Source organism: candidate division WOR-3 bacterium (assembly GCA_039802005.1).
Lineage (GTDB): Bacteria > Hydrothermota > Tepidihabitantia > SM23-42 > JAOAFX01 > JAOAFX01.
In genome coordinates this window covers 32,749-53,580 of record JBDRVV010000008.1, presented here as the reverse complement: position 1 = coordinate 53,580, position 20,832 = coordinate 32,749, and the positions used below count along the sequence as shown (strand labels likewise).

Annotated in this window: 15 protein-coding genes; 1 reads left to right on the top strand and 14 read right to left on the bottom strand. The window is 38.3% G+C overall.

Annotated elements, in window-relative coordinates:
- Positions 1-32 precede the first annotated feature (32 nt).
- Positions 33-4,745 carry an alpha-2-macroglobulin family protein gene (locus ABIL69_04190; protein MEO0123185.1) on the top strand — a complete coding sequence of 1,571 codons (4,713 nt, stop codon included), beginning with the start codon at positions 33-35 and terminating at the stop codon, positions 4,743-4,745.
- A 3-nt stretch (positions 4,746-4,748) separates the two neighbouring features.
- On the opposite strand, the gene ABIL69_04185 is transcribed toward ABIL69_04190, so the two are convergent.
- The 14 genes from ABIL69_04185 to ABIL69_04120 all read right to left on the bottom strand — a co-directional run bounded on the left by ABIL69_04185 (position 4,749) and on the right by ABIL69_04120 (position 20,642).
- On the bottom strand, positions 4,749-5,606 hold the full coding sequence (locus tag ABIL69_04185) for a hypothetical protein (GenBank protein ID MEO0123184.1): 858 nt from the start codon (positions 5,604-5,606) through the stop codon (positions 4,749-4,751).
- A 13-nt stretch (positions 5,607-5,619) separates the two neighbouring features.
- Positions 5,620-6,525: a TonB family protein gene (locus ABIL69_04180; GenBank protein MEO0123183.1), complete on the bottom strand. Its 906-nt coding sequence runs from the start codon at positions 6,523-6,525 to the stop codon at positions 5,620-5,622.
- 2 nt (positions 6,526-6,527) lie between these two features.
- Positions 6,528-6,917: a biopolymer transporter ExbD gene (locus ABIL69_04175; GenBank protein MEO0123182.1), complete on the bottom strand. Its 390-nt coding sequence runs from the start codon at positions 6,915-6,917 to the stop codon at positions 6,528-6,530.
- Complete coding sequence (locus ABIL69_04170; protein MEO0123181.1) at positions 6,914-7,327, bottom strand: biopolymer transporter ExbD; 414 nt, start codon at positions 7,325-7,327, stop codon at positions 6,914-6,916. Before ABIL69_04170 ends, ABIL69_04175 begins: the two co-directional genes overlap by 4 nt.
- A gap of 3 nt (positions 7,328-7,330) precedes the next feature.
- Positions 7,331-8,041, bottom strand: a complete 711-nt coding sequence (locus tag ABIL69_04165; protein MEO0123180.1) for a MotA/TolQ/ExbB proton channel family protein — start codon at positions 8,039-8,041, stop codon at positions 7,331-7,333.
- A gap of 89 nt (positions 8,042-8,130) precedes the next feature.
- Entirely contained in the window at positions 8,131-10,584 is a 2,454-nt protein-coding gene (locus ABIL69_04160; protein MEO0123179.1) for a tetratricopeptide repeat protein, read from the bottom strand.
- A 2-nt stretch (positions 10,585-10,586) separates the two neighbouring features.
- Complete coding sequence (locus ABIL69_04155; GenBank protein MEO0123178.1) at positions 10,587-12,014, bottom strand: PorV/PorQ family protein; 1,428 nt, start codon at positions 12,012-12,014, stop codon at positions 10,587-10,589.
- Complete coding sequence (locus ABIL69_04150; GenBank protein MEO0123177.1) at positions 12,008-13,660, bottom strand: FlgD immunoglobulin-like domain containing protein; 1,653 nt, start codon at positions 13,658-13,660, stop codon at positions 12,008-12,010. Before ABIL69_04150 ends, ABIL69_04155 begins: the two co-directional genes overlap by 7 nt.
- A 100-nt stretch (positions 13,661-13,760) precedes the next feature.
- Positions 13,761-14,690 carry an ROK family protein gene (locus ABIL69_04145; protein ID MEO0123176.1) on the bottom strand — a complete coding sequence of 310 codons (930 nt, stop codon included), beginning with the start codon at positions 14,688-14,690 and terminating at the stop codon, positions 13,761-13,763.
- The gene (locus tag ABIL69_04140; protein MEO0123175.1) at positions 14,687-15,832 is read right to left on the bottom strand and encodes a putative sugar nucleotidyl transferase; all 1,146 of its coding nucleotides are present in this window, start codon (positions 15,830-15,832) and stop codon (positions 14,687-14,689) included. The genes ABIL69_04145 and ABIL69_04140 overlap by 4 nt, the downstream gene beginning before the upstream one ends.
- Positions 15,829-16,233, bottom strand: coding sequence for an EamA family transporter (locus tag ABIL69_04135; GenBank protein MEO0123174.1), 405 nt, complete (start codon positions 16,231-16,233; stop codon positions 15,829-15,831). Before ABIL69_04135 ends, ABIL69_04140 begins: the two co-directional genes overlap by 4 nt.
- 133 nt (positions 16,234-16,366) lie before the next feature.
- Positions 16,367-17,542, bottom strand: a complete 1,176-nt coding sequence (locus ABIL69_04130; GenBank protein ID MEO0123173.1) for a M20/M25/M40 family metallo-hydrolase — start codon at positions 17,540-17,542, stop codon at positions 16,367-16,369.
- Positions 17,539-18,930 (bottom strand): aminotransferase class I/II-fold pyridoxal phosphate-dependent enzyme, encoded by a 1,392-nt coding sequence (locus tag ABIL69_04125; protein MEO0123172.1) that lies wholly within the window; start codon positions 18,928-18,930, stop codon positions 17,539-17,541. The genes ABIL69_04130 and ABIL69_04125 overlap by 4 nt, the downstream gene beginning before the upstream one ends.
- 11 nt (positions 18,931-18,941) lie before the next feature.
- On the bottom strand, positions 18,942-20,642 hold the full coding sequence (locus ABIL69_04120; GenBank protein ID MEO0123171.1) for a glutamate-cysteine ligase family protein: 1,701 nt from the start codon (positions 20,640-20,642) through the stop codon (positions 18,942-18,944).
- Positions 20,643-20,832 lie beyond the last annotated feature (190 nt).

The window sequence follows — 20,832 nt, the reverse complement described above, 5'->3', positions numbered from 1 at the left end:
AATTTGTAATTAATTATAGATAAGGAGGAATAATGAAATCATTTTTACCATTGAGCATTGGAATACTTGCTTTAGGACTAATATCCGGTAATGGTTCCAATGGTAAAGGCACTGAACTTACCTTAAATATACCGTTTGAAGGATTAAAAGGAGAAATCGGCAAGTGTGAAGTCTGGGTATTGGACCCTGAAGATAATGTTATAGGGGAATTCAGCCAATGGATATACATAAACAAGGATTATTATTCATTTTCGACAAAAATAAGATTAAAAAAAGAAGTTGAAGACCCGGACCTTTTAAGGATAAAGGTAAAATTTAAGAAAACCGAAAAGGTTTATTCTTTATTCCAACTTCAAGATAAGATGATTGTTAAGATTTTAGGGCAGGATAATTTTATTTCCGGTACTTTAATAAAATATCGCGTTATCGTAAAAAATCAAAGAACTGAAGAGCCTATTACCGGGGCAAAAATAAAGGTAGTTTTACAGGGGCAAAAGACTGACCGCACCGTTTATGAAGGCAGCACAGACTATTTTGGTAACTGTGAAGTTTCTTTTAATTTACCAGAGGATGTAAAGGGTGGTGAATTAAAATTCATTGTAAATTCTGATTTAGGCAAAGACGAATACAATACAAGTTTTAAAATTAATACAGGCAATTTAACATATCTCGTTACAGATAAACCAATTTATCAACCCGGGCAAACAATTCATATAAGAACATTATCTCTCCATAAGCCTAAACTAAATGCAGTGAAGAATAAAGAAGTGATATTTGAGATTGAGGATGCAAAGGGAAATAAGGTTTTTAAAAAAGCAGTAAAGACTGATGGATTCGGTGTAGCATATACACCTTTTCTACTTGCCGATGAAGTAAACTTTGGCAACTGGGTGATTCGTGCAATCCTTGATAATGAAAAGACTGAGAAAACAGTAAAGATTGAAAAATATGTCCTGCCCAAATTCAAAATCACGCTGAAGACCGATAAAGAATTCTATCTCCCTGGTGAAAGAATTGAAGGAGACATTGATGTTCAGTATTTCTTTGGCAAGCCGGTCGTGGATGGAAAGGTAAAGATCACAGTATATAAATTTGATATTGGCTTCAATGAAGAAGCAGTCATTGAAGGCAGGACTAATAAAGATGGTTTATATCATCTCAGTTATAGACTTCCTGAATACTTTGTTGGTGAGCCACTGGAAAAAGGAGATGCCTTTGTCCGTCTTGATGTAGAGGTAATTGATAAAGCAAATCACAGTGAAAAGATATCTTTGACAAAAAAGGTTGTGCAGAATCTGATAAATATTGCAATTGTGCCGGAAGGTGGTCAATTAAAACCGAATCTTGAAAACAGAATATATGTCGTGGCGAATTATCCTGATGGTTCTCCCTGTCTGGCACAGGTTGAATTAAATATAGAAGGAACAAAACTGATCAGCAAGACCGATGATTATGGTGTTGCAGAATTTGTATATAAACCAAAAGATGCCGAATTAAAGATTAGTGCGAAGGTTACCGATAATAAAGGCGAAACTGCAGAGGTGAAAAAGGAATTTGCACTAAATACTGAACAGGAACAGATAATAATACGCATGAAACGGGGAATATATAAAGTTGGTGATAATATCAATTTAGAATTTCTAACAACGAAAAAAACAGGTAGAGTTTATCTTGATATTGTCAAAGATAATCAAACTATTCTCACCAAATCAGTTGAGATTAAAAATGGCAGGGGAAATTATCAACTGCAACTGACACCAGATATTACGGGTTCAATCTGGCTGCACGCATATATAGTTACTCCGGGGTCAGATATCATTCGTGATACAAGATTCTGCTATATTCACGGGGCAAATGATTTGGTGATAAAAGCAGAACCAAATAAAAAAGAGTATTTACCCGGTGAGGATGGTGAGATCGTCTTTAAGATTACCGACAGAAATGGCAGACCTAAGATCGCAGCACTCTGTCTGGCAATCGTTGATGAGGCAGTCTTTGCAGTGAGTGAATTACAACCGGGGCTGGAGAAGGTCTATTTTACTCTGGAAAAAGAGATAATGACCCCGCGTTATGAAATCCACGGATTTGAACCAGCAAACATTGTTAAACAACCAGCAATTGACGAAAGGGCAGAAGTTGTAATGTTTTCAACGCTTACGCCAAAAGAGCCATTCCCGGTTAATTACACTACGCCGATAGAAATAAATGAAAAGATTGCTCAGGCATTCTACACAAAGATTTCAAAGGTGCGCGAGAAATTGTATACCGCAATAAACAAATACTATGACAAATACGACAACTATCCGAAAACCGAGAAGGCAATTGAGATATTCATAAAAGAAGGATTGTTAAAAGAAAGCGACCTTTTAGACCCATGGAATAGAAAATATCGTATAACCTGCGAAAATGAATATTTTTCTTACTTTACAATTGTTAGTGCTGGCCCTGATGGTGTGTTTGATACTGAAGATGATATAAATGAATGGGGCTGGAGAAGGTTTGAGGTAATGGAAGAAAGGGTATTTGCTCCGGGTGGCGCAATGCCGGTTCCGAGTGCGGCGAAGGTTAAGACGACAATGGATAAAACTGAACCAAAAGCAAGCCCCGAGGAGCCACGGGTGCGTGAATACTTCCCTGAAACATTTATCTTTGAACCTGCACTGATTACCGATGCCCAGGGAAAGGCAAAGATTTCGATAACCATGCCCGATGCAATAACGACCTGGCGACTCACAATGTTCGCATCTACCCAGCAGGGTGGATTGGGTTCGGAACTATCCCAGATAAGGGTATTCCAGGATTTCTTTGTTGATATAGACTTACCAGTTGCCTTGACCCAGGGTGATGAAATATCAATTCCAATTGCAATTTATAATTATCTACCTAAAGAGCAGAAGATCAAATTGGTATTGGAAAGAGGAGATTGGTTTGAGATTCTTGGCGACAAAGAAGTTACAAAGATGCTAAATAAAGATGAAGTATCGGTTGTATACTTTCCGATAAAGGTAAGGGAACTTGGATATCATTCTATAACCGTAAAGGCATATGGTGAAGTAAAGTCCGATGCAATTAAAAGGCAGATTGCGGTATTGCCTGATGGCAAAAGATTTGAGAGTATAATATCAGACCGACTTGAAGGAAATGTAGTTAAGAAGGTGAGTTTCCCGGCAAACGCAATTTCAGGTGCGAATTCTCTGATTCTTAAACTCTATCCCGGAATCTATTCCCAGGTTGTGGAAGGGCTGGATAAAATGCTCGGAATGCCGTATGGTTGTTTTGAACAGACATCTTCAATCACTTATCCCAATATTTTGATTTTAAACTATCTGCGTCAGACCCAGCAGATAAAACCCGAGACCGAAATGAAGGCGGAAGAGTATATCAGCATTGGCTATCAGCGATTGCTATCGTTTGAAGTAAAGGGTGGTGGATTCTCCTGGTTTGGTGACGCACCGGCAAATAAGATTCTTAGCGCATATGGTCTTATGGAATTCAATGATATGGGCAAGGTATATAATATTGATGAAAGGGTAATTGAAAGAACTGCGCAGTGGTTAAAGAATCAACAGAATAAAGATGGTTCCTGGTCACCGGATAAGCAATATCTTCATGCTGAAGCCTGGGGAAGGATCCAAAATAATGAAATAATGCCAACGGCTTATATTGTCTGGGCACTTGCAGAGATTGGTCAGAAAGATGGCTCGGCACAAAAGGGACTTGATTATTTGAAAGGTAAATGGGAAAAAGTTAACGATGCCTATATCCTTGCTCTTGTTGCCAATGCCTTTGTATCAATGGAACCAAAATCCGAAATCACTATAAAAGTTTTGCGCAAACTCATTGATATGGCAAAGGAAGATAATGGTGCGATATACTGGGAATCAGAACTTCCCTCAATTACTTTTACCCGTGGTAAGGGTGCGGATATTGAGGCAAGCGGTCTTGCTACCTACGCATTGGTAAAATCCGGCAAATTCGCCGATGTGACAACCAAGGCATTGACATATCTGATTCGTTCTAAAGACCCAAGTGGAACATGGTATACAACCCAGGGAACGATAATTGCCCTGCGTGCACTTGTTGGTGCACTTGGTAGTGTCAGTGAAGATGTGAATGCAACGGTTATTGTCTTTAATAATGGTAAAAAGGTGACTGAAATAAAAGTTGATAAAAGCAATGCAGATGTAATGCAGCAGGTTGATTTGACCCCCACGCTCCTTTCCGCCCCCTTGAAGGGGGAGGATAAAGGAGGGGGTGAAAATACTATTGAGATCCAGCTCAAAGGCGAAGGCAGTTTTCTGTATGAGCTTACGAGTACTTATTATATTCCCTGGAAGGATTTGCCAAAGCCACCGATGCCCCTCTTTGCCATTGACCTGAACTATGACCGTAAGCAACTGGCAATCAATGATTTGGTCAATGTTGATGTTGCTATCAAATTATTAAAGAGTGGTACTGCCCAGATGGTGATGATTGACTTAGGAATTCCACCGGGATTTGAAGTCCAAACTCCGACCCTTGATGAGTATGTTAACAAAAAAGTTATTCAGAAATACAGTTTGACTTCGCGCCAGATAATTATCTATATTGAATCAATCTCTTCAGACAAACCGATTAAATTATCTTACAGCCTCAAGGCGAAATATCCGGTTCGGGCAAAGGTCCAGTCTTCACGGGTATATGAATACTACAATACCGATAAAGAGGTTATTGCTGAGCCGTTTGAAATTAAAGTTACAAAATAATCTTTACTGGACTACTATCTCGATCTTTGAATATTTAGGCAAAAGTCCGGGTATAAAACGGGGGGCTGTGCTTACTGCCTTATTCTGTAACACAGCCCTTTTTGTAATTTCGTTTAATATTATTTCCCCACGAGAGCGGGCAAGTGCTTCAGATTGTGAATAAGAATAGACAACAACTTCTTTTTTAAATTTTTCTTTTACAATATTGGCAATCTCTTCAATATATGGTCCTGACTCACTGTGCAAATTTGATGAATTTTCGTTAAATAATGCATTTGCGGATACTGCAATTATTGTGCTTCCTTTTTCTTCGTATACCACGCCATTGAATTTATATGCCCGACCGGTTATTCTTGTTGGATTGCCGACTGCATCAAAGGCAGTGAAAACATAATTATATACTTCACCCATATTACACATTTCTCCTTTATCAGTCCTGCCATCCCAGGAAAGGACTGGCGGAGGCATTCCTCGCTGGGCATAGCGTCTAATAACTTCACCTTTCGCGTCAGTGATTACAAGTTCCCAGGAAGAGACTGTTTTTTCAAATCGTGGTATGAAAAGGGCGATACTGCCGTACATAAATCTTGCTACAAGCGGCATTCTTAAATACTCGCTGTGAAGATAAAGGATTGGTGTATTTAATCCATCTATGGTAGAATAAAGTTTTTCATCAAATATATACTGCTCCTTTGAAATCACCGAATCCAGAGGGGCGAATGGATTTAAAGAGACCTGTAAATATATTTTTGGTTCACTTATCTTATATTTCAATTCACCCTTTATGACCTCTTCACCAATCTCATGTTCGGATTTTTTTGCCTCCTGGGTGAACAAAAATAAGACAAAGAATATATTCATTTATCACTCCTTATTAACCACAGACAAATCTAAATGTAATAATTCCCCATTGGATTTCTTGTTTAACGCCTGAAGGCAATGGAGCAAATAGCCATGCCTTAACTGCATTTACTACACTCTGGTCAAGGTCGGGATAACCTGAAGAAATTTCAATTCTAATATTTTCCCTCACACTTCCTTCGGGATTGACCTCCACCCTTATCTTCACCACGCCCGAAATACCTTTTTGTAGACACCAGGCAGGGTACTGCGGCAGTATCTTTTTCATTATCTCGCGGTCGGCAATTGGTCCGGCAAGTGAAATAGCAGTCCCTTTTGCTTCTACCTTCAATTTTTCTTCAACCTTTGTTTCAACCTGTTTCCCAATCTGCGAAGTGGGGGTCGTGGGTGGTGGTTTTTTATCAATCTTTATTGTAGGTGTTTCTGCTTGTTTTCCAATACCACCATAGACACCAATACCCGTTCCACCTTCTGTCCCAGCACCTCGTGGTAGATTTTTTGCAAGCGAAATTGGTTTTTCGGCAAGAATTTCTTCGGTTGATTTCATCGTTCCATTTTTGGCACTGCCGATCTTTATCACTTCACCAACCCCTTCCTGCGGTGTATAACGATTTAAATCTATCTTTGCCTGGCTACGGTCAAGTTTTACATTCAGGTCAATCGCTGGAGTCACAATATCGCTACCACCATAAGTGCCGGTGGAAGGTGCGGGAGTTTCACTTACTTCACCCCATATTGAACCTTTTGATACAACCTTTGCTACTTCGGGGCGATAAGATTGGTCAAGGAAAGTAACCTCTTTTATATCTTCATAATTGGCGGTGGAGGCAGAACTGGAACGGGAGAAGAGTAAAAATAATAATATATGCACGACTATTGATATAGCAATACCGATATCAAGTCTTTTATCCCTGAACATAACTATTCCTTTGGTTTTTTAGTTGCACAGGCAATGCGCTTTGCACCTGCCTGTTTTACCCGGGCAAGAATTTCAAGAACATCTTTGTGAAGAACATCTTTATCCGCGCGGATTACTATCAATTGATAAGGGTCTTTTTCTACTGCCTGTTGGACAATGCTGTCAAAATCATCGGGCGAAATGGGCTGGTCATTTATAAATAACTTTTTATCAATTGTATATGTGATTGTGAAATTTTCTTCAGTCTTTGCTTCAGCAGTGTGTGCCTTTGGTACTTCGACCGGTGTATTGGTATGTGTCATTGTCATAGGAGCGATTATCATCATCATTAAAACAACCATAAGGGCGACTGCTGCCATTGGCAGAATGTCTACATTCTCCATGCGTTTCATCTTCTACTCCTCAATAAGGCAAGTTCACCTGCACCTTTTTGTTTTGCCAGATCAAGTATCTGTATTACCCTTTCATAGGTTACTTCGGTATCAGTTGAAACAATCACTCTTTTCTCAAGACTCCTCGCCAGCAACTGTGGTAATAATTCTTCTAATCTTTCGTATGTTACTAATTCTTCATTCAATAATATGCCACCATCATTCAAGAGATGAATATTAACCTTTATGTCACTTACTTCAGTTGCTGAACCCGCTGCCACACCTGGTGCATTCACAAAAATTCCAGATTCAAAAAATAGAGGAATTGCAACAATGAATCCTATGACAAGTGATAGAGCAATATCAACGAGTGAATTCAGTATCAATCCCTGCGGTTCTGTTCCAAAATAGATGCGTCTTCTCTTTCTCATATCTCAGAACTTCCAGGAAGTATCTTCTGGTGGTGGGGGCGGTGGCGTCGGCTTTGCTGTCGCAACTGGCTCAGGATTTGCAATACCTGATTTTTTCTTAATTGTATCCAATAGTACAATAATTTTGTCGCATACACCTTCAAGACTCATTGCCAGTTCATTGCTCTTTTTTGTGTAATAATTGTAAAAGAAAAGGGTTGGAATACCAATGAATAAACCGAATGCAGTTGTTAGAAGTGCCTCGGCAATGCCAGCTGATATTACTGCAGGACCGCCTGAACCGGTGATTGATATATTATGGAATGCGCGGATTAGACCGGTCACGGTTCCGAGTAAACCCAATAATGTGGCTGCATTTGCGAGTGTGCCCATACCACCGAGATACCTATCAAATTTCAATTTTTCTTCAATCACATAACTTGATAAAACATCATAAAGATTGTCTCCATCAAGATGCTGGTTCTGCAGGGCAACCGCAAATAATCCAAATAATGGATTTTTTTTCTGATTTGCATAAGCCAGTGCGGCACTTGTGCCCTGATTTCGCAAAACCTGGCTGAAACGCAAAAACCCAGTACGCGTATCAAAACTATTTCTTACAAAATACAAAAATCTTTCTATTATTAAAGCCAGGGCGATTATTGAGCATAATAAAAGGATTATCATTACAATACTGTTTTTAAATATGTCAATCAATGGTTGACCCAGTATCATTTTTTAACCTCCTTGTTGCTTTGCAACACACTGAATTGCACGGATGAACTGCCAGAAAGAATGGCAGACACGGATTAACACGGATTTTTTCATTTTTCTCCTTTTGGTCCTTCAGTCTGAATACCTTCGGAACCACTGCCTGCCTCCCCAAGATATTTTTTGCAAACTCCAATATTATGTCGGGCATTGGTCAGGTACTGGGATGAAGGGAAGGAGTCTACAACGACCTGAAAACTCTTCATTGCCTTTCCATATTCTTTTAAATTAAAATAGGCGGTGCCTAAATTAAAATAGACCGCATCCTTCTCTTTCCCTTTCGGGAAGTAGCTCAGATATCTTTCATATAATTCAGTAGACTTTTGCCATTCTTCTATATTCACCGCACATTCTGCTGCCAGTAGTAAGGCATCAGGTGCGTAAGAAGAAGAAGGAAAATTTATTACAACTTTAATAAACTCTTCCATTGCCTGGGCATATTTTTTATCATCAAAGAATTTCTGGGCGATCTGGTATTGCCCGTCCGCGGCAAGTTCACTTTGTGGAAATCTTTCAACAAAATACTGCATTGCTTCGGTGGACTCAAGCCCTTTTTGATAATAACACATCTCCATGCCTTTTCTGGCTGCGGTTGCCTCATCAGAGGTAGGATACAGGTCAAGAAACTTTTGGAACTCTCTTATTGCCTCATCATAATTTTTCTGATTATAATAACTCTGGGCAATCGCTAATTGTGAAGAGCGGGCGAAATCATCATTGGGATGGTTTTCAACGACCCAGCGAAAGAGGCTTCGTGCCTTTTCATATTCAAGCGCCTTAAAATATGTATCTCCAGCACGAAATCCAGCTTCAGCAGATTTTTTTGCCATTGGGAAATTACCGATCAACTTTTCCCAGGATTCTATTGCATTTGCATAGTATTCAAGATTGTAATATGACATCCCGGCATAAAATAGTGAAGGGACAGCGCATCTCTCATCTTTTGGGAATGTGTTGTATAATGCCTCAAATGTCTCCCTTGACTTCATATAATCGCGTTGATTGAACTGTGTATAACCAAGTCCGAGATATATTGCCATTACAAGAGATGAATCTTCATAAGGAACCTTGCTCATATTCTCAAATATATCCCGGGCTTCTTTGGGGCGGTCCTGATTATACAATGAATATGCAAGTCCTAATCGGGCATAAGGAGACACTTCAATTCCAAAATAATCTTTTGTAACTGCAAGATATGCCTTTTCCGCTTCACTAAAATTATTCAGATAATAGTATGACTCGGCAAGGAAATATAGTGTCCTTCCCCGCCATTCATTTTGTTCATCAGGGAAGTCTTTGATATATTTACTGCCAAATGTAACCGCATAGTCAAAATTCTTTAAATTATAAAGTGCATATAAGAGCATTGTTGCGCCTGGTTCTCTTAATGGAGACTTGGGGTATTTAGATAATAATGATTCAAAGAATCTAATTGCGTTTACATAATCCTTTTTCTGAAAATAAATCATACCGGTCAGATATTCACCAATACTTGCGAGTTCGCCGGATGCAAACATTGTTGCCAACTGGGCTGAAGATGTCAATGCCTGGATTGTATCACCATAGGCAAGCAATGCCTTGGTCAACTGGAGATTGGCATAGGATGAGATCATTGTGTTGGGATAATTGGCTCTTACCCTCTGGAATGCACTTACCGCACCAAGTCCATCATTTAAATTCATTCTGCATATCCCTAAAAAATACCCTGCATGTGCAGCGAGGAGGTTATCTGAATGTCTTGTCAACGGGATAAGATGCTCCGCAGCACCTGCATATTCACCATAGTGAATCAAAGACGCAGCATAGAAGAAATGGGCATAATCAATCAAAGGAGACTTAGGATAATAGGCAATGAAATCCCTGAATTTTACTTTTGCCCCATCAAAATCTTTATTAAAGAATAAAGCCTCAGCCCTTGAAAATTCAGCAAGGGTGGCAATTGGTGTATTTGGTGCTTCATCAAGAATTTCTTTAAATGATTTTATCGCCTCAAGGGGGCTGCCAAGACGGGATAATGCTTTACCATAATAAAATTTTGCCTCAAGAAGTTTCAAACCTTCAAGTTTTTCTTTTGCTTCCTGATAACTACCTCTAAAATAATATAAAACCCCCAGGGCAAAATTTGCCCTGTCTTCCTCCGCATACGCAGGATTTTTCAACAATCTCTGGAGAATCTGTTCTGCCTCTCTATAATTTCCCTGCAAGATGTCTATTATGCCAATTGCATAAAGACATTCGGGTTCAAGGTATGCGTATTTCTTTCTTTTCAAAATTGTCTCAAAATGTTCTTTTGCGCGGTCATAGTCCTTTATGTTAAAATAACATTCAGCTACCCTGAATCTTATTTCATCTTCAAAATCAGTACCACCATATTTTTTTAACATTGCTGAAAAATATTGCAATGCCTGAGCATAATTCTCCTGCAAAAATAGTCTGTGGGCAATTTCATAATCCATTACGAGTTGATTATAGTCGGTTAGCGCAAAAAGTAGGGTAATGATAAGCATAATCACTCCTGGGGAATGAACTCTATCTCGCCTTTTGGTCCAAGGGTAACAATCTTCACAAGATAATCACTGAATGTTATACGCTCCTTTCCTTTATCAATTATGATTATTTCATAATAATATCTTCCATCTGAAACCAATCTACCCACATCATCAAGTCCGTCCCAGGAAAGTCTCAATGGAGGTGCATCCCAGCCTGAATAGGTTCTCACGACCTCACCATATTGATTTTTAATCAATAATTGCCACCTTTCAATTTCTCTTTTTGTCGTATAATGTAAATCAAGCCAGGCAACATTCTCTTTTCTCCCTGGTGCAGGTGAAAATTCCTTGGGAGTTGCAGTGACCCATGTTCTGAATCCACCAAATTCAATGAATACCCCGACTTTATGACGGTAAGGAAGCAAATAATTTGACCTGTGGTGTAACTCTATAGCATAATCAATACCGGTTGACATATTACCAAAAAGTTTTCTCACCCCCAGTCCAGCATTCAATGTATTTTCATCAAAGCCAGCACGGAGAATTAAGATTGGATATACAGGGATAAATTCAAAACCAAGATGGGGTTTTACACCTGAGTATTCAAGGATATTTTTAACCAGGTCTCCGACAATAATTGCCCTGCCCTGATATAGCTTTATTGCCCCACCAAATCTGAATGTGGGTGGAGATTCTTCGGTTTCTCCATTTTCTAAATACTGAAGCTTCGGTCCCAAGATATTTTGAACAGAAATACCAAATGTATAATTATGTCTGGGAAAGAGAAGAATTCCTAAATCTCCACCAACACCTATTGCGCCATACTGGGCAATTTTGCTGGTAAGAAATTTTAAATTTGTTCCTATGCTCAGCGCATCAGAAAGAAGATATGCATATGAAAGCAACACACAACTCTGGGAGAAATAATAGGTTCCGTATGGATCCATATTGACATCGCGTGAATCAATACCTTTGGAACGGAAATGGATTATATTTCCACCAAATGTTCCAAACTTTCTTGTGGGAAGGGCATAGCCGAGATAACCGAGCTGATGACCATAGAGGTCAAGGTATGATGATTTTATATTGTGAGAATATAATTGGGCAAGCCCTGCCGGATTGAAATAAACTGCCTCTGCATCATCCGCAAGCCCGGTGAATGCCTTACCTATCGCGGTAGTCCTCGGGCTCATTCCATAATTAAAAACCGCACCAGGCAAGCCACCATCCTGGGCAAAGGTAAAAGTAGAAAGTAGAAAGTAGAGAGTAGAAAGTATAACGCCTGTCCTGAAAATTGCAGTATCATCCTGACAAGAATATCGGGATTTGCAGTATCGCTGCGCCTGCAGTATCGCCGTTAACTTGCTGACCTTTCGAGCGAATGAAATGATCCTGTGAATGAAATGATCCTGCGAATGAAATGATCCTGCGAAGTTAAGTTCTACCATATCACACCTACCCTTATATGTTTCTCCAAAAATACATTCGTATGGAGATAACCTTTGATCAATACATAATAGACACCGCTTGCGACTTTCTTCCCTTTATCATTTCTGCCATCCCAGGTAAGATTATTTATGCCCATCCTTGCACCATTCTGCCCCGAAGGTATTTCTTCATGGTGCACACGGTTCCCGAAAGCATCGTAAATAGCAAAAATGACATTGCAATTCTGATGGAGATAGTATACAAACCTTGTATATGGTTGATTTATCTTTCCAAAAGGATTGGGATAGGCAACGATATTGCCTTCCATCACTGAAGAATCAGGTATAATGACATAGACCGTGGTTGTCTCGGCATAATTATCGGCACGGATTTCGATTGAATCGAGTTCATTGAAATAACCACTTACAGCAGTGAACTGAGATTGACATACCCCTTGCGTATTCGTCTGAACTGAATCATACTGATTAACGATATAGCCATTACCACCTATGACCGAGAATCCTACCCATTTTCCCGCAATCGGGTCGTTATTCCTATCGTAGACCGTAACATTTATATAAGCAATCTCTCCAGGTGAGATTGTATCAGGAGAAACCGATATATCAAAATTAGTTGCCCTCTGAACCAATGTCAGTGGATTATCATAACTAAAAATATTATTAGTTAAATCACGGGCGTATATTGACTTATCACCCTTAGATGAAAAGTTTGCGCTGAAATTTGCTTCACCATTTAATAAATTCTGAGGTGATGGATTTGAAAAGCCTGAAGAGCCAGCGAGCTGGATTGGATAACCTGATACACTCGTTTTATTCCACATTGAATCTGTGGCATAGACTGTGATTGGAAAATCTTCAAGCACATATTGATTAAGAGCACTACCTGATTTGCCGGGTGTATTATTTGTGTTTATTGTTGTATCCCCGGGCAGGTGTGTTTCACCAGGAAGTAAGACAAGTAATTTTGCATAATTTCCTGGATAGATATAGAGGTTGCTTGATGTATCTGTTTTTATCCCGGAATTTGTGATATCATATACAAAAAACCTATGTGTGTTTGCAGTCCTGAAGGCGTAATTTATGTTTGCATTGCCATTATTTAGCCGAATGCCGATTGTATTACTGAATCCATCGGAACTTACTAATAGTATGGAATCACTCCCTGTGGTTATCTGATTACACCAGCGGTCAGTGAGATATATTGAGATATTGAAAAATGAACCAGCCTGCTGGCTTGAAGGGGTGCCAAGCTTGCCGGTTTGATTCCCTGGAGCATAAGTCTGACCCGGTAAGATTGAAATGAGTCGGTATGGGGTATTGGGAACTACCTGGAATGGATTTGATTCACCACTTGCACCACTTCCTTCGCATCTTAACCTTATATTGTCACCTGCAATTGAAACTGTTATATTTCCCTGCCAGGAACTATTTCCATTGAAGTAGACCGTTGTATCGGGGCTTACCGGATAACTCACGCTTGAAATATAAATTCGTGCTGAACCATAGTACGGCACTGGTTGTCCTGAGGAATTCAGGGCATATATTGTAATGGGAAACGATACACCCGCAGTTTTAGGTGATGTAATGTTATCAAACCCAAAATGGTCAAGTTGACCAATTAATAAAAAGGTCAATAAGTTTATCAAAGAAACCTCCCCGATTGGAATCTGATTTGATTGTATATTAAAGATTTAAGTCTAAATAAATAACTATCCATTATTGATAGTGAGATTATATCCATATTTTTTACTTTGTCAAGGGGATTTTCGCATTTGCAAAATGCGCTGAACCCAGAATTCCTGCATCATCTCCAAGTTTTGCAGGAACTATCTTCACATTACGGTATTCTGGTCCAAGAATAAGTCTTTTTACGGTTTTTTTGATTGGTTCAAATAAAATTTTCCCGGCATTAGATATTCCACCTGATATTATAACGATATCAGGGTCAAATAGATTTATGATATTACTAACCCCAATTCCAATATAATATCCAATTTCTTCAAAAACTTCTCTTGCCACAGAATCCCCTTTCCTTGCTTCACTTGCTATTATCTTTGGCGTTAAGTTATTATATTTTCTTAAACTACTTTTTTTTCTTGCTAACTTTCGTAACGCAAGTTCTACAATATATCTTGAACCAACATAACGCTCCAGACATCCAAAATTGCCACAGACACATTTTGGTCCATTAAAATTTATCACCGTATGTCCAAATTCGCCAGCAAAGCCATTTGCACCGAATAACATTTTTCCTTCACAAATCGCCGCACCACCAACACCGGTGCCGAGCGTAAAAAGAAAAATATTTTTATATCCCTTTCCTGCCCCATAAATCCATTCGCCTAAAAGTATTGCATTAACATCATTAAGAATTTTTACTGACCTTTTGAATTCTTTTTTTAGTATTCGGGCAAGCTCAATATCATACCATCCTTTCAGGTTTGGTGAATATCTTACAATGCCATTTCTTGAATCAATAATTCCCGCAATTCCTATTCCAATTGATGAGGATGCTTTAACAAAATTTTTTATTGCATTCTTTATCTGGTTTATACACTCTTCAGGACCGGCATCAGCAAGCGTTGGAAGTTTTTCTTTTTTAATCACCCTGCCTTTAAATACCAGTCCTGCCTTTATATTTGTCCCCCCCACATCTATCCCGATAGCAAATTTCATTTATTTTTATAATTCCATTTTATCAACTCTTCAAATTCTCGGGATAGGATTATCCCTCTGCGCTCCATTACTGCCCGCGCAGTTTTTATTGCCTTGTCTAAATCATATTCCTGATTGATTCCCGGTCCTATCCATCTAAAGGAAGGCACATAGACGGGCATCATTCCACCGCCGAAGAAGTTTACAAAACTTCCAATAACTGCACCAGTGGGTATTAATGTGCCAATACCTAATTTTGTATGATCACCGATAAAGCATCCAAGTTTTATCATTCCAGTATCATAGATCTCTTTACCAATTTTTATGCGAACACTTGAATAATTATTTTTTAAATCCGAATTTGTAGTAAGTGAACCGATATTTACCCATTCTCCAATAAAAGAATGTCCAATGAATCCTTCGTGGTATTTATTAGAAAAACCTTGAAATATACATTCTTCAACTTCGCCACCAATACGACAATAAGGACCGATGGTTGATTTGGTAACCTTTGCTCGATCTAAGATCGTTCCTTCACCGATATATGATGGTCCTACAATTGTAGTAAATGGTCTTATTTCCGCCTTTCTATCAATATATATCGGACCGGCTGAACAATCAAGGAAGACAAATTTATGAATTGATGCATCGCGGGCAATAAAAAGTGATTTTTTTGGACCAATAAAATCTATTTTCCTTGAAATCCTGCTGGGCTTTTTAATTTGTTTAAAATGTTCAGCAATCATTTCCGTATTGAATTTTATAATGTCCCAAGGATATTGAATCAGTCTTCCAGAAATTTCTTTTTTCTTTTTTATATCATTCAAGACATTTTTGAGCTCTTCAAAATTATGCGGGAATGGCGGATTCACCTTTAAAAATCCTGCATTAAAGTCATCAACTATAAATCTTGTTTCTTCATATGGCAAATGGATTCTTTCTTTTAAAAGCAATCTTGCAGAGAGATATATTGTCGGCTCATTCTTTAAATTTAATTTGAAGTTAAATAATTCTCTTCCAATATAATCAAATCTAAATTTGGGAAAATGATAGGCAATGTGTTCAACTATGGTTTTCATACCTATGCGGAGATTGAATTGAGGGAAGAAATTAATAAGCGGAAAGAATTTTTCAGGTTCGTCTTCGTAGATAATTATTCTCATTTTGAAAGGAGAAAACTTGCAATAATAGCAAAGGCAATGCCGAGAATCCTATTTATAGTGACGGGCTCTTTAAGTATTATAAAACCAAAAACGACGGGAAATAGCACATAAAGGTTGGTTAATGGAATAACAACCGAGGCAGGACCGGTTTTTAATGCCTGATAAAATGCAAGTATCGCAATGAGCGAAACAAAACCCACTGGAATTGCATATAAAGAATGATTATTAAATTGAAGTGAATTTTTGAAAAAAATTATGTAAAAAATCAAAAATATTAAAGACCACAATGAAATCCAGAAGGAAGTGCTTACCGTGTTCAAATGCTGGCTAATGACCTTACTACCAATCGCCCACAATCCCCAACCGAGTAATGCAATATACGCATATTTTATATAATCCATGATAGATTATATTGATTAACCGCATTAAGTCAAGATAAGAGTGATTTATCTAACTTTCTGGAGTTAAGGCGTGAGGTTTTTATCCCTTCTGGAGTTAAGACGTAAGCCTTTTATCCACAAGAAATAAATGAATTTATGTTTGACCCGTTGTTAATAAAAATTCATGGAGCACACGATAATACGGCATTATACTTGGAATGTAATGAGCTTCGTTATCACCGTGGGGATTAATGCCCGATTGACCAAAAATAATCACCGGTGATTTTATGAATCTTGCCTGTGTAGCGTGGGGTTTGCCCACCCCAAGATAATCAGATGGATTTCCACCAGTAATCTTCACAATTGATTGGATAAGTTTATGAATGTATTGATTTTCTAAAGATGTTATTATTCCTGGTTCTTTATTGACGAAATCTATCTCAAGATTAAACTCTTTAGATGTTTCTTCGATATATTTTATTATCCCATTAAAATCCTGCTCAGGGATTGGTCTTATTTCCAACCCTGCCTTTGCACCTGTCGGTGTAGTATTAAAATTCCCATCTTCACCAGTGATAAAATAAGGAAAAGTAAATGTCGTCTTCCATTCATTATCAAAAGATTCTGCAAGGTAATCATTAATTCTTTTTCTAAATTCCATTATTCTTTCAACCACGGTTAACCCCCTTAGTTGGGCAGTATGAACAGCACTGCCTGATGCTTCCATCTTTATCCTTACGAGCCCACGATTTTTATATTCCAATTTTCCGAACTTCTGACCTCCTTCGCCGGTTCTTTCACCCACAATAACAAAATCAGGATAATAATCATTTCTATTTTTCAATTCTTCAAGGATATAATGTGTGCCCCATTTTTCAGTCTCACCGGGCTCTTCATTTCCAACAAGGAGCAATCCACATTCTAAATCTTCTTTTGCAAGTTTCAAATCTTTAAACAATACCATAATTGTGGCAACGGTGCAGAGCATATCTGTAGCACCGCGTGCCTTAAGCCATTCTCCATCAATCATTGGGTTCATCTGTTCTTCAGATATCGGGGAAACACGGTCATAATGCCCGGCAAAAAGCATTTTACCCGAAAGTTTTTCTTTATTGCCCAGATCACAATATAAACCCGGTATGGTCTTTTTATCTTTAAATTCAATCACCCTTAAACCTGCTTTTTTAAAGTAATCAACGATAAAATCAAAACACTCAGAAATTCCTTTAAGGTTCTTAAATCTACCAATACTGAACGCAGGAATTTTTATCAAATGCATTGCTACGTTCAAAATCTCTTTTTCCTTTTTCTCAATGTTAAGATTATTCATTTAAGCTCCTTTAGACTTGCATCAAGCCTTGTGATTGCGCCATCAGTATATTCGGGTGAATTTGCATAAGAAAATCTTATGAAATGGGGTTGTCTGAAGACCGAACCATGTATCACTGCAATACCACATTTTGCAGAAAGATACGATTTCAGCACTTCCACATTTTCAATATTTATAATCTTTCTCTGAGATTCCTCAATCAATTCTTTTCCAGCAGGAATCTTTTTGCCAAGCCAGGGATAAATATTGATAAATGCATAATACCCCTGGTCACAAATGGATTTGAATCCAAGTTCTTTTAATCTTTTTTTCACAATTGCTCGGCTCTTCGCAGTGGGTTCAATGACCCTTTTTACCCATGGATGTTCAAGTGGTTTTTCCAGCCTATAAATTTCGTATGCGACGGCCTCACCGGCAACATTGGGAAGAATGGTATGTGTAGAGATTCCCTTTAACTTCTTTGCTATTTCAGTTGAACCACAGACAAGGTGGGCATTCCTGATATTAGATGCACCGGCCATCTTTGTTAATCCATCCATAAAACAAACTTTCTGCTTTGCCTCAAAACTCAATTTTTTATAGATTCTATTCACATTATAACAACCGATTTCAGGGTCGGTCACTGCCTGATATATAAGGTCGACGAAGATATGTTTGATTTTTCTTGCGGAGGCATGTTCAATTAGTGTAACCATTTCATCTTCGCTGAGATAATTTCCTGTGGGGTTATCAGGACTTGTAATGATAAGGCCGATTATTTTCCGCGAATGTTCTTGGACAAATTCTATTGAAAGGTCGATCCCTTCTGGGGTTATCTTGAAGGCATTGTCCGGATTTCCTGGAGCACACACCATATTAAATCCATTGATATAAGTGCCTTCAGGATAAGAACCCCATGGTGCGGCAGAGACGAGAATAAAATCACCGTTTCCACCCGTATCCTGGGAAATAGCCTGATACCATTTCTGTAATATATCCCTACCACCATCACCGACCAAAATATTTTCTGGTGTCAGCCCGGTATCGGAATCAAATCTGTAGTAATTTTCATATATCGCCTTGCGCAATATGAAACTTCCATTTGGTTCCCCGTATTTAGTAGTTCTATTATCAGGTAGGTATTTCAATAACGCCTCAGCAATCTCCTGTTTTGGAATGCCACCGAGGCTCATTCCACCATCACCCTGGGATGCATCATAAACAGGTATGTTCGGATTATTTTTAGAGAATTCATCGAGTTCCAGTTTTATGGTAAACATTTTGGAGGGCCAGACATCACGGCGATTGTATTTTGAAACAGGAATCAGATTTTCTTCTTTGTCGCAAAATTGAGGGATGAGATTTTTTGAAATGTCCTGGTCTGGATAACAAACATTATAATTTCTCATAAACTACCCCCTTATTTATATGATTTAATAATTATATTATCCTGGGGATAATCTTTAAATTCGTAGATATCCCAGTCTAATTTTTCTGACAGGTCTTCAAGCAGATATTTCTTTCGCTCTATTAGATCGTGCCTGATTATTTCATCAGGAACAATGATAAAACCATTTTTTGTTTTTTGCGGATTTTTTCCTAAAGTTTTAAGGACTCTATTTATCTTTTTCTCGGCTTCATTTTCTTTACCTTTACTCAATTCATAAAGTGGTTTTAAATCCTCGTATGTTCCCAACTCACAGGCAAAGTCTTTAAGTGTATTCAGTATCATAGAAAGGAATTCACGCATCTTAATATTTTTATTGAGGAAAGGATGTATTATCTCACTATTCAATCCTTGCTTCATTGCTTGATTTTCGTTGAATTCTGCCTTTTTTAGATCTTTTCGGTCATAGGTGAATTCAACGCCAAATTCTGGGTTCGCAAATAGATAAAGTGCAAGGGTAAATATGAAACCAGATTTTGCCCGTTCAAAGTAATAATCTCCACCCGCTTCTTCACACCTGATTTCCAGTCGGCTTAATGGAACACCTAACAGCCTCCGAACATTATCTCTCTGCCATAATTTTATTAAATCATTTAAGGTAAATCCTTTCTTTTTCAACCATCCGGTTTTTTCGGCAATCGCTAATTTTTCTATAAATGTTAAATCGTCATAACCCTGTAAATCGCATAGCAATGGGTCTGATTCTATTTCATTTTTATCGAGAACAATGTCATGGAACCAGCATGCCCGTTCAAATGATAATGGCATTTCGCCGAGCCTTCTTTCACCTTTGGGCCTTACCGGCATATAATTATTGGCACCGATGATAATCCCCTGGTTAATCAACATTAATGAGATTTTTTGAAAATGTGTATAATCACTTAAAATAGATGGATGATTGGTGCTCTCAATCCGGGGCAATTTCATCCAGCGATTAGATTGATAACCAGTCAAGACGGTATAGATATTTCCATTTTCTATAACATAATCAAAGGGAGAATTTGCTTCAATCGCAATGAACAGACTTACAAATGCCCTTAACCTACAGGCGAGCCAGATATAAATTTCATTCTTGAAATCAATATAACCTGTGCTTCCACGCTCTTTTTTTGCATTAGAACGGTGGTACTGGTATGCAATCAGGGGTTCGGGAATAGAGATATTTCCGTGCATACCCTGCGGTGTCAATTTCTCACCATAGCGTCTTACCATTTCTTCAAGGTATGCCTTCTTATCTTTACCCCAGACTTCAGGGATGTTTTCATTCTCAATCTGTGCTGGTTTATATAATGTGCCACTGCTTAAAAGTATCTCTTCCATATTGGGAAATTCATTCTGGATATGGTTAAGTGAAGACCATAAACTTGCCTCTGCTCTTAATATCTCTTCAACTGCCTGTTGATAAGTAAATTCGGGTTCAGTAATGACTTCAATCATGTAATCAAAGACCTCAGGCATTATTCTACTGCGAAATTCAAACGGAATATCACCATATGTAGTTATGAATTTATAGGCAGATTGTCTCCCTATCTTCTGGACCGCATAAAGACTTGATGCATTGATAAATGCAAATTCTTTCTCAATGCCATAAAGATTCGTCTCACCTTCTCTTTCTGCAAGTTCTAATGCCTTAAGAACTTGCCGGGTCTTTATTTTCTCCAACCTTAATCGCAAACTATACCTCCTTTCATAAAATAAAAAAGCCCACCAATTTTGGTGGGCTTTCCGCTAAAGCAAAGACTCATAAAAGCAGAAAGCCCGGACCCTTATTCTTATTATCTCTCATAATATGGTGGGAAGAACTTGATATTAGTCTCAATTCCATGACTCCATTATATAAATTTTTTGAAAAAAGTCAATATAG

Coding starts and splice junctions, on each gene's coding strand:
- ABIL69_04190 (MEO0123185.1), top strand. CDS start 33: ATGAAATCATTTTTACCATTGAGCATTGGAATACTTGCTTTAGGACTA.
- ABIL69_04185 (MEO0123184.1), bottom strand. CDS start 5,606: ATGAATATATTCTTTGTCTTATTTTTGTTCACCCAGGAGGCAAAAAAA.
- ABIL69_04180 (MEO0123183.1), bottom strand. CDS start 6,525: ATGTTCAGGGATAAAAGACTTGATATCGGTATTGCTATATCAATAGTC.
- ABIL69_04175 (MEO0123182.1), bottom strand. CDS start 6,917: ATGAAACGCATGGAGAATGTAGACATTCTGCCAATGGCAGCAGTCGCC.
- ABIL69_04170 (MEO0123181.1), bottom strand. CDS start 7,327: ATGAGAAAGAGAAGACGCATCTATTTTGGAACAGAACCGCAGGGATTG.
- ABIL69_04165 (MEO0123180.1), bottom strand. CDS start 8,041: ATGATACTGGGTCAACCATTGATTGACATATTTAAAAACAGTATTGTA.
- ABIL69_04160 (MEO0123179.1), bottom strand. CDS start 10,584: ATGCTTATCATTACCCTACTTTTTGCGCTAACCGACTATAATCAACTC.
- ABIL69_04155 (MEO0123178.1), bottom strand. CDS start 12,014: ATGGTAGAACTTAACTTCGCAGGATCATTTCATTCGCAGGATCATTTC.
- ABIL69_04145 (MEO0123176.1), bottom strand. CDS start 14,690: ATGAAATTTGCTATCGGGATAGATGTGGGGGGGACAAATATAAAGGCA.
- ABIL69_04140 (MEO0123175.1), bottom strand. CDS start 15,832: ATGAGAATAATTATCTACGAAGACGAACCTGAAAAATTCTTTCCGCTT.
- ABIL69_04135 (MEO0123174.1), bottom strand. CDS start 16,233: ATGGATTATATAAAATATGCGTATATTGCATTACTCGGTTGGGGATTG.
- ABIL69_04130 (MEO0123173.1), bottom strand. CDS start 17,542: ATGAATAATCTTAACATTGAGAAAAAGGAAAAAGAGATTTTGAACGTA.
- ABIL69_04125 (MEO0123172.1), bottom strand. CDS start 18,930: ATGAGAAATTATAATGTTTGTTATCCAGACCAGGACATTTCAAAAAAT.